The sequence below is a fragment of the Citrobacter werkmanii genome, assembly GCF_008693645.1.
Taxonomy (GTDB): Bacteria; Pseudomonadota; Gammaproteobacteria; order Enterobacterales; family Enterobacteriaceae; genus Citrobacter; species Citrobacter werkmanii.
In genome coordinates, this window is the sequence record NZ_CP044101.1 from 1,919,158 (window position 1) to 1,932,659 (window position 13,502).

Consider the following 13,502-nt stretch of genomic DNA (forward strand, 5'->3'; position numbering starts at 1 on the left):
GATGCGATTTTTTAACTGGCGCCGACAGGCGATTTTAAATGCGATGCCCCTTGTTAAGCCAGAGCATATTCGCACGCCGTGGCATGAGTTCTGGCGTCGTTTCCGCCGCCAGCGCATGGCGATGATCGCGGGATTGTTTGTCCTTATCCTGATTATGGTGGCGATTTTTGCCCGCTGGCTGACGCCATTTGATGCCGAAAACTACTTCGATTATGACCGTCTGAATGACGGGCCGTCGATGCTGCACTGGTTCGGCGTTGACTCCCTGGGACGGGATATCTTTAGCCGTGTGCTGGTTGGGGCGCAAATCTCGTTGGCGGCAGGGGTCTTTGCCGTATTTATTGGCGCGACGATTGGCACCGTGCTGGGGTTACTGGCGGGATACTACGAAGGCTGGTGGGATCGACTGATTATGCGCATCTGCGATGTACTGTTCGCCTTTCCGGGTATTTTGCTGGCGATCGCTGTGGTGGCAGTGCTGGGCAGCGGTATTGCCAACGTGATTATTGCCGTGGCTATTTTTTCTATTCCGGCCTTCGCGCGCCTGGTGCGTGGGAATACGCTAGTGCTGAAGCAGCAGACCTTTATTGAATCTGCGCGCAGTATTGGCGCCAGCGATGCAACCATCATCTTTAACCATATTCTGCCGGGAACGGTCTCATCGATTGTGGTCTTTTTTACCATGCGAATTGGCACGTCGATTATCTCTGCCGCGAGCTTGTCATTTCTGGGATTGGGCGCGCAGCCGCCGACCCCGGAGTGGGGGGCAATGCTCAATGAGGCGCGGGCCGATATGGTGATTGCGCCGCATGTGGCGATTTTCCCGGCGGTGGCGATATTTCTGACGGTGCTGGCGTTTAACTTACTGGGCGATGGCCTGCGCGACGCGCTGGACCCGAAGATAAAAGGATAAACCACAGGCCGGATAAGACGTAACGCTTATCCGGCCTACGTTGGGTTACGCTATTTAAACGCGGGTGCCCCACAGATCGTATTCATCTGCGTTTTCGACCTTCACGCGGATGATATCGCCAGGTTTCACCTTGGTTTCGCCATTCAGGTATACCGCGCCATCGATTTCCGGGGCGTCAGCCATACTGCGACCAATCGCGCCTTCTTCGTCAACTTCATCAACGATAACCAGAATTTCGCGGCCCACTTTCTCCTGCAAGCGTTCAGCAGAGATCTGCTGTTGCAACTGCATAAAGCGGTTCCAGCGTTCTTCTTTCACCTCTTCCGGGATTTGATCCGGCAGGTCATTGGCGCCAGCGCCTTCTACCGGGCTGTACTTAAAGCAGCCGACGCGATCCAGGCGTGCTTCCTTCAGGAAGTCGAGCAACATCTGGAAGTCTTCTTCTGTTTCACCCGGGAAACCAACAATGAAGGTGGAGCGCAGCGTCAGTTCAGGACAGATTTCACGCCACTGCTTGATGCGCGCCAACTGTCTGTCCACGGAGCCTGGGCGTTTCATCAGCTTGAGAATACGCGGGCTGGCATGCTGCAGCGGGATGTCCAGATACGGCAGGATTTTGCCTTCCGCCATCAACGGGATCACGTCATCAACGTGCGGGTAGGGATAGACGTAATGCAGACGCGTCCAGATCCCCAGTTTTGATAACTGTTCGCACAGATCAACCATGCTGGTTTTGACCGGCTCGCCGTTATGGAAACCGGTGCGATGCTTCACATCCACGCCGTACGCGGAGGTATCCTGAGAAATGACCAGTATCTCTTTCACGCCCGCATCTACCAGACGCTTGGCTTCGCTGAGTACGTCGCCGATCGGACGACTCACCAGATCGCCACGCATCGACGGAATAATGCAGAACGTGCAGCGGTGGTTGCAGCCTTCAGAAATTTTCAGATAGGCATAATGGCGCGGAGTCAGCTTGACGCCCTGCTCAGGAACCAGACTCTGGAACGGGTTATGCTTTGGTTTTGGCACATAGTGATGAACGTGCTCCAGAACCTGTTCATAGCTGTGCGGACCGGTGATTTCCAGCACTTTCGGGTGGACTTCACGGATCTGATCGACTTTCGCGCCCAGACAGCCGGTAACGATCACCTTGCCGTTTTCGTTCAACGCTTCGCCGATTGCTTCCAGGGACTCCTGAACCGCGCTGTCGATAAAGCCGCAGGTGTTAACGATAACCATATCCGCGTCGTCGTAGCTTGGCACAACATCATAGCCTTCGGTACGAAGTTCGGTCAGGATGCGCTCAGAATCGACGAGGTTTTTCGGACAACCTAGTGATATAAAACCAATTTTTGCCATTTTCTTATACTGTACATTGCTCGTAATCGGGGGATTATACAGATGCCGTCACGGTACATCTATATCTGATCGGCATAAGACCGGGAGAATAAAGACCAATACCTATAAATAGTGGATCGGTTAGCGGAAGGTGTTTAGCGAGTCTAATTCCGGCTTTAAGTGTCACTTCTTGGCTGTAGAAATTAATTAGCGTAAATTTTTATCTCGTCGAGCGTTATTAATGAGGTTAAATTTGAAAGATATTGTTTTGCAGTCGAAACTTGAAATGGCTAAAACTCTTTATGCTAATGGTGTGAGTTTATATTATATCTCACTGGCCACAGGCTTAAGTTGGCGTGCATTAATGACAGAATTAACGTTTATCGCCAGTCATGAAATTATTCGGCAAAAAACTGACGCTCGCAAACCCGGAGTTTAAATAATTCACCTGTCTATTACCCATCCTGCAAAATTTGAAAGGTAACGTTAATATGTATATTTCGCCACTGCCGCTCGCGGCGGACTCTGATGTTGATAAACTGAGAGATGATATTGCTAATAAACTTTTATTTACTATTGGCAAAGATCCCGCCATCGCCACGAAACGGGAGTGGCTTAATGCGACGTTATATGCGGTACGCGATCGAATGGTCGAGCGCTGGCACCGTTCTAATCGGGCACAATTCTCTCAGGATGCGCGCCAGGTTTATTATCTGTCGATGGAATTTTTAATTGGCCGTACGCTGTCTAATGCGTTGCTCTCGTTAGGTATTTACGACGAAGTCAGAAGCGCGCTTGAGGCAATGGGGCTGGAACTGGAAGAGCTGATTGACGAGGAAAATGATCCCGGACTTGGGAATGGCGGCCTTGGACGACTGGCGGCTTGTTTCCTTGATTCGCTGGCAACGCTTGGCCTGCCGGGATGCGGATACGGCATTCGCTATAACTACGGTATGTTTAAACAAAATATTGTCGATGGCGTGCAAAAAGAGTCGCTGGACTATTGGTTAGAATATGGTAATCCGTGGGAATTCAAACGTCATAATACGCATTATAAAGTGCGCTTTGGCGGGCGACTGCAACAAGAAGGGAATAAAACCCGCTGGCTAGAAACTGAAGATATTCTGGCGGTGGCCCATGACCAGATTATTCCCGGCTATGCGACGGACACCACCAATACATTGCGGTTGTGGAACGTTCAGGTAAATAGTGAGGTCAATGCGGGCAAACTGAATCAGCAGGAAGACTTTGCTACGGAAGTGGAAAACAAATATCACTTCGAGCGGATCTCGCGAGTTTTGTACCCGGATGATTCGACTGATGCAGGGCGAGAACTGCGTTTACGCCAGGCCTATTTCCTGGCCTCGGCCACGATTCAGGACATCCTGAGCAGACATTATCAGTTGCACCGCACATACGATAATCTGGCCGATAAAATCGCTATCCACCTCAATGATACGCATCCGGTGCTGGCGATCCCTGAGCTGATGCGTTTGTTGATCGATCATCACCAGTTTAGTTGGGATAACGCGTTTGACGTGACCTGTCAGATTTTTTCTTATACCAACCATACGTTGATGAGCGAGGCGCTGGAAACCTGGCCGGTAGAAATGTTAAGTCGAATTTTACCGCGTCATTTGCAGATTATTTTTGAGATTAACGACCGCTTCCTGAAGACGTTACAGGAGCGCTATCGCGATGACAGTGAACTGTTGCAGCGCGTATCGCTGATTGATGAATCTAATGGGCGCGTGGTGCGCATGGCCTGGCTGGCGGTGGTTGTCAGCCATAAGGTAAATGGCGTGTCGGCGTTGCATTCAAAACTGATGACCGACTCTCTGTTTGCTGATTTTGCGCGTATCTTTCCTCTGCGTTTCACCAACGTAACCAATGGTGTCACGGCGCGGCGTTGGCTGGCGCTGGCTAATCCTCCGCTTGCCAATGTGCTGGATGAGAATATTGGTGAAAGCTGGCGGACCAAATTAATGCAATTGGGCGAGTTAAAGCAATACATAGATTATCCGACGGTGAATGAGGCGGTACGCCGGGCGAAGTATGAAAATAAGCAGCGACTGGCGCAACATATTGCCGCCCATTACGGCGTGGTGGTGAATCCAGATGCGTTGTTTGATGTGCAGGTGAAACGTATTCACGAATACAAGCGGCAGCTTATGAATGTGCTGCATGTGATCACGCGCTATAACCGGATTAAAGCCGCGCCGGATGCCAACTGGGTTCCACGGGTGAATATTTTTGCCGGAAAAGCCGCCTCGTCTTATTATATGGCGAAGCAAATTATCCGCTTAATTAACGATGTGGCGCAGTTAGTCAACAATGACCCGCAAACAGGCGGCAAACTGAAGGTGGTTTTCATCCCGGATTACAGCGTCAGTCTCGCACAGCTAATTATTCCGGCTGCCGATCTGTCAGAGCAAATTTCCCTGGCCGGGACGGAAGCCTCCGGGACCAGCAATATGAAGTTTGGTATGAATGGCGCGTTGACCATCGGTACGCTCGACGGTGCGAATATTGAAATGCGCGAGTACGTTGGGGAAGATAACATCTTCATCTTTGGTAATACGGCTAATCAGGTTGCAGCCTTACGACGCGATGGCTATGACCCGCGACGCCTCTTTGAAAATGATGAGGAACTGCGCCTGGCGCTGACGCAAATCGGTACGGGTATGTTCAGTCCTCAGGAGCCCGGACGTTACAGAGACGTGCTGGATTCATTAATCAATTTTGGCGACAACTATCAGGTGTTGGCGGATTACCGCAGCTATGTGAACTGTCAGGATGCGGTGGATGAGCTGTATCGAACTCCCCGGGAGTGGACGACCAGGACGATGCACAATATTGCCAACATGGGGTATTTCTCATCGGACAGAACGGTGCAGGAATATGCCGACCATATCTGGCGCATAGCTAAAATTCACGTATAGCAATTTTCCCAACGCTGAGCCTCCCTGGTTTTCATAACAGGGAGGCGGTTTGCAAATCGGCCAGAATGGGGGAGAGGATCTTATGGGTATTGCTGTCTTTGCGCGATGAAGCAAACACGCTAAATTGCGGCAGGGGAAACGGCGTGTTTATTTTTTTCAGCCCATACAGATGAGCATGTGTTGCAAATACCTTTTCCGGGATCACACCTATACAATGGGTATTGGACACAATCGTCAGTATCGCCGTAAATGATGAGGTCAGCAGGCAGCGATCCCCGGATCTGAATTTTTTATCCACAATACTGCGATGGTAAATGATTTTTTCATTCTTGGTATTATAACCCACCAGGTTCGCGTTTCTGAATTGTGCTTCGCTAATGGAACTACCGTATAAATCGTTATTCTGCGACGCTACCAGTACCAGGCGCATATCGCATATTTTCTGGCATGAAAGGCTTGCTGACTCAACGGAAAAAGTTGAAAAAATGGCATCCGCCTGGCGCATATTTAATAACTCAATAATGCTCTGTTCATTCAGGTCGGCGGTGAGATGCAAGAGACTGATATCGGCGTCGGTATCGATTATCCTCGCGGTAACGTCGGGAATGACGATAGGGGAAATAAAGGATTCCGTATAGAGCGTTAGCCTTTTTTTGGCGGCAGGCGTGGAAAGCGGCATCAGCAACGACAGTTTGTCGATAATAGGGATCGTTTTATCATAAAGCTCATCAGAGTAGACCGTCGGTAACAGCGCATTTCCGCTGCGGACAAACAGATTATCTCCCATCATTTCGCGCAGTTTTCTCAAGGACTGGCTGACGGCAGAGGGTGAGATATTCAACATATCTGCGACTCGGGAGATACTGCCTACGCTATAGATCAAACAGAAAATCGTCAGCAGATTGAGATCAATTTTTGAGAGCGTGCGAATTTTCTCTGCATCATTTGCTTTCGACATAGACCCCTCATAATCAGCACTACGGCAGTAATCACATCAGGTATAGCAAAAAATGTCATGCCAGCGGGAAACTGACTCTTTTCGCTAAGCGCATCGCCTGGAGTTGTAACATTGTAAATTATGTTAATCAATTGAGCTTTGTTGATGTAGGACATCTATTTGTTCAAAAAACAACCATACTATTAAGTTGCACCATGGTTGGAAAGAGGAGGAACAAAGTATGGTTGTTGACAGACTGAGAACCGATCTTCTCAACAAATTGATAAACGCCCGTATCGAACTTGCCGCTTATCTGCTGTTGAGAAAAGCGAAAGGCTACATGTCAGTCAGCGAGAGCGATCGTCTGCGTGATAATTTTTTTGTGCTGAATCGCGAATTGCACGAGCAATCACAGCTTCACGGTATGCATCTTGATCAGGAAGAGTGGAATGCCCTTCATCGTGCTGAAGGGGCGTTAGCCGCCGCCGCTGTTTGTCTTATGAGTGGACATCACGATTGTCCAACTTTTATTGCCGTTAACGCAGATAAACTGGAAAACTGCCTGACAACGCTGACGCTGAGCATCCAGTGTTTGCAATCTTATCCAACGCTGGAACACGTCTGAATCAGGGGGAGGGCGCTCCCCCTTTTCGTTAAGATTATGTAAATGTGAAGGGGTAATTCCCCCTGCTGGCTACGCTTTATGCAGAGCCATTAAGGAGGTGTTATGCGTCGACTCTTTCTCTGTGCTATCCCACTTGCGCTATTTTCCTCTTATGCCGCCGCGGTAAAGGTGGAGGTGCTGCAAACCAAACTTGATCACCCGTGGTCGCTGGCTTTTTTACCCGATAATCGCGGTATATTAATTACCCTTAAAGGCGGTCAGCTTCGACTTTGGCAACCTGATAAGGGGCTTTCCGACCCGCTGACCGGCGTACCTAAAGTCTGGGCGAATGGTCAGGGAGGATTGTTGGATGTGGCGTTAGCGCCTGATTTTGCACAATCCCGGCGAGTGTGGCTCAGCTTTGCTGAAGCCGACAGTGAAGGTAAAGCCGGCACGGCGGTAGGTTACGGACGCCTGAGCGACGATCTCAAACACCTGCAAGCGTTCCAGACCGTTTTTCGCCAACAGCCGAAGCTCTCAACCGGAAACCATTTTGGCGGGCGCATGGTGTTTGATGGCCATGGCTATCTGTTTATTGGCCTGGGTGAAAATAACCAACGTGCAACCGCGCAGGATCTGGATAAATTGCAGGGCAAGGTGGTACGTCTGACCGACGAGGGCAAAACACCGCCGGATAATCCGTTTGTGAATCAGGCGGGGGTGCGGGCAGAAATTTGGTCGTATGGCATCCGTAATCCACAAGGTATGGCGATGAATCCATGGAGCGATGCGCTGTGGCTCAATGAGCATGGTCCGCGCGGAGGCGATGAAATCAATATCCCCGCAAGAGGCAAAAACTACGGTTGGCCGATCGCGACCTGGGGGATTAACTATAGTGGTCTCAAAATTCCCGAAGCAAAAGGCCAAATTGTTGCGGGTACTGAGCAACCCATCTTTTACTGGGAAAAGTCACCGGCGGTCAGCGGGATGGCTTTTTATCATAGCGATACCTTCCCGCAGTGGCGGCAGAAGTTATTCATTGGCGCATTGAAAGATAAAGAGGTGATCGTGCTGAGCGTCAAAGGGAATGCGGTCACGGAGGATGGTCGCATTTTACAGGATAGAGGGCAGCGGATCCGCGATGTGCGCGTCGGACCAGACGGCTATTTGTACGTGTTAACCGACGAGTCCGACGGGGAATTATTGAAAGTGAGTCCCTGAGCTGATTAGCTGACCGGGATCATTACCACTTTTTGAAATGCCGGGCGTTCAGTCAGTTGCTGATACCAGCGTTCCAGGTGTGGACGCGGGGTCCAGGTGAGACCAACGTTGAACAGGTTATAGACGAATGGCGCAATGGCGATATCCGCCGTGCCGAATTCCGCTCCGGAGAACCACGGCTGGTCCGCCAGCGCGTTATCCAGAATAGCAAACAGGTTATCGCAAACCTGAGTACTTGCCTCAATGGCTGCCATGTCGCGCTGATCGACCGGCGTTCTGACCAGACCAAATAAGATAACCCGGTGCGTAGGACTCAGCGTCTGGTTCGCCCAGTCCATCCATTTTTCGCCGACAGCACGCGCGGCCGGGGCGTCAATCCATAAGCGATTTTGTCCGTACTGAGCCGCCAGATAACGGACTATAGTATTGGATTCCCACAGGACAACGTCCGTTTCATCATCGCGTAGCAGTGGGACCAACCCGTTCGGGTTCATCGCCAGATAGCCGGCGTCGCGGTTACCGCCATGCTGCCCGCCCGCCAGAATTTGGTTATACGGCAGTTCCAGTTCTTCAAGCGTCCACAATACTTTTTTTACGTTGGTCGAGTTATTGCGACCCCACAGTGTAATCATAGTAACCCCGCAAATTAATTGAGCAGCTTCATGGCTGCAGATACCCTCTGACTCGCTCACATGGTGGGGTAAACCTAATATTTACGCAACAACGTCTAAAAAAATCGTGCCAGGGGCAGCGCTGCGCGGCGTTATTGCATAAACTTTAAAAACTTTACCAACTTACGGTTTCTTTAAGCTCGTTAGTGCGTTATTACTCACCGCACTTATTTTACACGTCATCCATCAGACTTTTTCTGCAATGGGTTGGCCGAGGTTGTCTGGCCAGTTTTGTGTAAACACGGTGTGGTATGACGTGGTTTTTTAGAATGGATACTCGGGTGGCATTTATGACGCAATACTTCTCTTCACTTCGCAGCTTTGCTGCAGGTTCTGCACTCTTAATCCTTTTGGCGCCGACCGTACAGGCGGCGGAGCAACCCACGGCTCCTCCGAGCGTGGACGCGCGTGCATGGATCCTGATGGATTACGCCAGCGGCAAGGTGCTGGCGGAAGGTAATGCTGATGAGAAACTGGATCCTGCCAGTCTGACCAAGATTATGACCAGCTATGTGGTCGGTCAGGCGCTGAAGGCCGGAAAAATTAATCTCAACGACATGGTCACCGTGGGCAAAGATGCCTGGGCGACCGGTAATCCGGCCCTGCGCGGTTCGTCGGTTATGTTCCTCAAACCTGGCGATCAGGTTGCGGTATCCGATCTGAACAAAGGCGTTATCATTCAGTCTGGTAATGATGCCTGTATCGCACTCGCTGATTACGTTGCCGGGAGCCAGGAGTCCTTCATCGGTCTGATGAACGGTTACGCGAAAAAGCTGGGACTGACCAATACCACGTTCCAGACGGTGCATGGCCTGGATGCGGCAGGGCAGTTCAGTACCGCGCGTGATATGGCGTTGCTTGGCAAGGCGTTAATCCACGATGTGCCCGAAGAGTACGCTATTCACAAAGAGAAAGAGTTTACCTTTAATAAAATTCGCCAGCCGAACCGCAACCGTCTGTTGTGGAGCACCAACCTGAACGTGGACGGAATGAAAACCGGTACCACAGCGGGCGCAGGTTATAACCTCGTCGCTTCCGCGACCCAGGGGGATATGCGCCTGATCTCCGTCGTGCTGGGAGCAAAAACCGACCGTATCCGTTTTAATGAATCCGAAAAGCTGCTGACCTGGGGCTTCCGCTTCTTTGAAACCGTTACGCCGATCAAGCCGGATGCCACCTTCGTGACTCAGCGCGTCTGGTTTGGCGATAAGAGCGAAGTCAATTTGGGTGCCGGGGAAGCGGGTTCGGTTACCATCCCGCGCGGTCAGCTTAAGAACCTGAAAGCCAGCTTTACGCTGACCGAGCCACAGTTAACCGCGCCGCTGAAAAAGGGGCAGGTTGTGGGGACTATCGACTTCCAGTTGAACGGTAAATCTATCGAGCAACGTCCGTTGATGGTGATGGAAGCGGTGGAAGAGGGTGGTTTCTTTAGCCGGATGTGGGATTTTGTGATGATGAAGTTCCACCAGTGGTTTGGCGGTTGGTTCTCTTAATCTAACCGATTGCCGGATGGCGCTACTATCGCTGTCCGGCAGTATCACCTAATACAACAGCTTTATGCGTTGCGCCTTAGCGTATTCCACAAACTCATCGTCGGGGCGGCTATCACTGATGATGGTATCAAAACGTTTTAATTCCCCCATCCTCGCAGGACGTACCTTCCCAAACTTGCTGTGGTCGACCACCAGAACGTGATGCTGCGCCATCGACATTGCCCAGTGTTTTACTGCTAACTCTTCCAGATTAAAACAGGTCGCGCCTTTCTCAATGTGCACGCCTGCCGCGGAATAAAAGGCGATATCCGGGCACAGATTATTCAGTGTTTCCTGAAAATCGAGCGGTTTGAAGATGGCGTTACTGGCATGAAATTCCCCGCCACACAGAATGACGCGACACTGCGGTTTTTCCTGCAATACCAGAAACGTATTTAGCGAGTAGCAGATTGCGGTGAAAGGCAGGTCATTGTCGATAGCCTCAATAATCCACGGCGTGGTCGTGCCGCAGTCGAAAAAGATGGTCTGATGCGCCTGTACGAGGCTCGCCGCCTGCTGGGCGGCACGGCGCTTTTCATCAACCAGACGGGATTTTTGATCGCTGATTAAATAGTGGTTGGCGCTGCGGGGCTCCAGAACAATATAGCCCCCGAGCAAGACGACAGGCGCATTGTTATTATTCAGGTCGCGACGAATGGTCATCTCAGATACGCCCAGCAGCGTCGCGGCTTCTTTGAGGTGTAATTTATCGCTGCGTTTCAGCGCCTGTAGCAACTGACCAATACGCTCGTCGCGTCGAGTTTCCATAGTTCCCCTGGAGAGTAGTATAAGTGCTCGTATTGCGCCTAATACTACTCTTTTTACCGTGGGTTAGTCACGCACCCAGCCTTTACGGATGGGCAGAGCGAAACAGGTGCGATAGCAGGTCTGCAAGCCGAAATATAGGGTGGCGCCGAACCGTTGCCAGATCATCTGGGCGCTCAGGCAGCCGATCAGCCCAGCCAGGAATCCACCCAGCATATCCAGCGGCCAGTGTACGCCAAGGTAAACGCGCGACCATGCAATCGCCACGGCGACAACCATCAGCAGCGCGCCAGTCCACAGACGATGCCAGAACAGGAAAGCCAGAGCAAAAGTAAAGATAACCGTGCCGTGATCGCTCGGGAAAGAGTCATCCGCCGCATGGTGGAGGAAGTTGTACCCAATGTGGTTAACGAACGGACGATCGTGGGGGAACAGATGCCCCATCAGCCATGAAATAGTCAGGCCGACTGCCAGCGCTATCGCCATTTTTATGACCAACTGGCGCTGGAGAGTAACCTGAGCGCGCGGTCCCCAAAGCCAGAGAATAACGGCTAACAGCGGGACAATGCTGATTAAATCTTTGGCAATAAATATGGCGAGCGAGATAGCCCATTGCGCAGAGTCCGGCGTGGCATTGATGAGATAAAAAAGCGAGTTGTTCAGATTTTCCAGCATAACGTCCAGACTCAGTGTAATTGTTAAAAGGCCCATAGGGGGAGAGCATAAAATTGCTGTTACAGGATAAAAAGCGGTCTTGTCTTATTTGTCTGCTAAATGACTATTTTTAAGACAATTAATGGGACTTATTGAGCATGATAGCGGCCTCAACTTAAATTAACCTTAAAGCAAAATGTTCTTGAGCAAATGAATGTAAAAATGTGCGCATTTTGCTTTCAAATCACATAATTCACTATCACCGGTACGGCGCATTTATTACACTTTGCGCGTTTTTTCCTTTCCTAAGAGACTGCATGCAAAACCGTTTATCTTCAGGCGCCCGGTTGGGGCGTCAGGCATTACTTTTTCCTCTCTGTCTGGTGCTTTACGAATTCTCTACTTATATCGGTAACGATATGATCCAACCTGGAATGTTGGCGGTGGTGGAGCAATATCAGGCCGGATTAGACTGGGTACCCACTTCCATGACTGCCTATCTGGCGGGTGGCATGTTTTTACAGTGGCTGTTAGGACCGCTGTCGGATCGTATTGGTCGTCGCCCGGTGATGTTAACCGGTGTGCTGTGGTTCATCGTGACCTGCCTTGCGACTCTGCTGGCACAGAATATTGAGCAATTTACCTTTCTGCGTTTCTTGCAGGGGATAAGCCTGTGCTTTATCGGCGCGGTAGGTTACGCCGCAATTCAGGAATCTTTTGACGAAGCGGTATGCATTAAAATTACCGCGCTGATGGCAAACGTGGCGCTGATTGCGCCGCTGCTGGGACCGTTAGTTGGCGCGGCCTGGGTGCATGTTCTGCCGTGGGAAGGGATGTTTATCCTGTTTGCCGCCCTCGCAGCTATCTCCTTTTTTGGCCTGCAACGCGCGATGCCGGAAACGGCGACCCGGCTTGGTGAAAAACTGTCCATTAAAGATCTGGGTAAAGATTATAAGCTGGTGCTAAAAAATGGGCGTTTTGTTGCCGGCGCGCTGGCGTTGGGTTTTGTCAGCCTGCCGTTACTGGCGTGGATTGCCCAGTCGCCGATTATTATCATCAGCGGAGAACACCTCAGCAGTTACGAATATGGCCTGTTGCAGGTGCCGATTTTTGGGGCGCTGATTGCCGGTAACCTGGTGCTGGCGCGTCTGACTTCGCGCAAGACCGTGCGTTCGCTGATTATCATGGGTGGCTGGCCTATCGCCGTCGGGCTGGTGATTGCCGCGGCGGCCACGGTGGTGTCATCCCATGCGTATTTGTGGATGACGGCGGGTTTGAGTATCTATGCGTTTGGCATTGGCGTGGCGAATGCGGGGCTGGTCCGCCTGACGTTGTTTGCCAGTGAAATGAGTAAGGGTACGGTTTCTGCCGCCATGGGCATGTTGCAGATGCTGATTTTTACCGTCGGTATTGAGTTGAGCAAACATGCTTATCTGCTGGGAGGAAACGGCTTGTTCAGCCTGTTTAATCTGGCAAGCGGCGTACTGTGGCTGATATTGATGGTTATCTTTCTGAAAGATAAACGGGTAGGGAATTCCCGGGAAGGCTGAAGCCCGGTTGCCCGGGCTTCGCAAAACTTAGTGGTGATCGTCAATCTGATGTTCGATGATCATCCCTTCACCTACGCTGGCAACATGTCGCGCATAAGGATGCGCGCGATAGACCGGGGCCGGGGCAGGTGCCGGCGCAACATACACCGTTTGCGGCGCGGTCGTCACGCTGACCGCCTGCGGAACGCTGACGGAAGAGGGCACGACCACCACTTTATAACCGCTTGGCACATCCACGGTAACGCTTTGCGCAAATGTTGTTCCGGTAAAGCCCAGCAACAATGTCGCCATCAGTACACTTTTCTTCATGATCCGCTCGCCTGAAGTAATCACCGGAGGTAATAATCCAGTGGAGTTAATTTGAGGCGGATT

General features: G+C 51.1%; 13 protein-coding genes. 7 read left to right on the forward strand and 6 right to left on the reverse strand.

Going from position 1 to position 13,502, the window contains the following annotated elements:
* Position 1: 1 nt before the first annotated feature.
* Complete coding sequence (gene gsiD, locus FOB24_RS09705) at positions 2-913, forward strand: glutathione ABC transporter permease GsiD (protein WP_150344832.1); 912 nt, start codon at positions 2-4, stop codon at positions 911-913.
* Positions 914-967: 54 nt separating this feature from the next.
* Here gsiD and rimO read toward each other — a convergent pair whose 3' ends face one another.
* Positions 968-2,275, reverse strand: a complete 1,308-nt coding sequence (rimO, locus tag FOB24_RS09710; protein ID WP_003831616.1) for a 30S ribosomal protein S12 methylthiotransferase RimO — start codon at positions 2,273-2,275, stop codon at positions 968-970.
* 232 nt (positions 2,276-2,507) lie between these two features.
* On the opposite strand from rimO, the gene FOB24_RS09715 reads away from it, so the two are divergent.
* On the forward strand, positions 2,508-2,693 hold the full coding sequence (locus FOB24_RS09715) for a glycine cleavage system protein T (protein ID WP_223851239.1): 186 nt from the start codon (positions 2,508-2,510) through the stop codon (positions 2,691-2,693).
* A 52-nt stretch (positions 2,694-2,745) separates the two neighbouring features.
* Positions 2,746-5,196 carry a glycogen phosphorylase gene (glgP, locus tag FOB24_RS09720; protein ID WP_150344833.1) on the forward strand — a complete coding sequence of 817 codons (2,451 nt, stop codon included), beginning with the start codon at positions 2,746-2,748 and terminating at the stop codon, positions 5,194-5,196.
* A gap of 31 nt (positions 5,197-5,227) precedes the next feature.
* Here glgP and FOB24_RS09725 read toward each other — a convergent pair whose 3' ends face one another.
* Entirely contained in the window at positions 5,228-6,154 is a 927-nt protein-coding gene (locus FOB24_RS09725; protein WP_121528816.1) for a LysR family transcriptional regulator, read from the reverse strand.
* 220 nt (positions 6,155-6,374) lie between these two features.
* Here FOB24_RS09725 and bssR point away from each other — a divergent pair, with 220 nt between their 5' ends.
* Together bssR and FOB24_RS09735 are read left to right on the forward strand one after the other, a co-directional pair.
* Positions 6,375-6,758, forward strand: a complete 384-nt coding sequence (gene bssR / locus FOB24_RS09730) for a biofilm formation regulator BssR (RefSeq protein ID WP_038639191.1) — start codon at positions 6,375-6,377, stop codon at positions 6,756-6,758.
* A 102-nt stretch (positions 6,759-6,860) separates the two neighbouring features.
* Entirely contained in the window at positions 6,861-7,958 is a 1,098-nt protein-coding gene (locus FOB24_RS09735; protein WP_150344834.1) for a PQQ-dependent sugar dehydrogenase, read from the forward strand.
* A gap of 5 nt (positions 7,959-7,963) precedes the next feature.
* Here FOB24_RS09735 and FOB24_RS09740 read toward each other — a convergent pair whose 3' ends face one another.
* Entirely contained in the window at positions 7,964-8,590 is a 627-nt protein-coding gene (locus FOB24_RS09740; protein ID WP_121528818.1) for a glutathione S-transferase family protein, read from the reverse strand.
* A 329-nt stretch (positions 8,591-8,919) separates the two neighbouring features.
* Between FOB24_RS09740 and dacC the strand changes: the two genes are divergently transcribed.
* Positions 8,920-10,122, forward strand: a complete 1,203-nt coding sequence (dacC, locus tag FOB24_RS09745; protein WP_032940149.1) for a serine-type D-Ala-D-Ala carboxypeptidase — start codon at positions 8,920-8,922, stop codon at positions 10,120-10,122.
* Between the two features lie 48 nt (positions 10,123-10,170).
* Here dacC and deoR read toward each other — a convergent pair whose 3' ends face one another.
* Positions 10,171-10,929 (reverse strand): DNA-binding transcriptional repressor DeoR, encoded by a 759-nt coding sequence (gene deoR / locus FOB24_RS09750; RefSeq protein ID WP_085049174.1) that lies wholly within the window; start codon positions 10,927-10,929, stop codon positions 10,171-10,173.
* Positions 10,930-10,992: 63 nt separating this feature from the next.
* Positions 10,993-11,601 (reverse strand): undecaprenyl-diphosphate phosphatase, encoded by a 609-nt coding sequence (gene ybjG, locus FOB24_RS09755; RefSeq protein WP_038639201.1) that lies wholly within the window; start codon positions 11,599-11,601, stop codon positions 10,993-10,995.
* Positions 11,602-11,897: 296 nt separating this feature from the next.
* On the opposite strand from ybjG, the gene FOB24_RS09760 reads away from it, so the two are divergent.
* The gene (locus FOB24_RS09760; RefSeq protein WP_150344835.1) at positions 11,898-13,130 is read left to right on the forward strand and encodes an MFS transporter; all 1,233 of its coding nucleotides are present in this window, start codon (positions 11,898-11,900) and stop codon (positions 13,128-13,130) included.
* Between the two features lie 27 nt (positions 13,131-13,157).
* Here FOB24_RS09760 and FOB24_RS09765 read toward each other — a convergent pair whose 3' ends face one another.
* Positions 13,158-13,439 (reverse strand): hypothetical protein, encoded by a 282-nt coding sequence (locus FOB24_RS09765; RefSeq protein ID WP_085049175.1) that lies wholly within the window; start codon positions 13,437-13,439, stop codon positions 13,158-13,160.
* Positions 13,440-13,502: the final 63 nt, after the last annotated feature.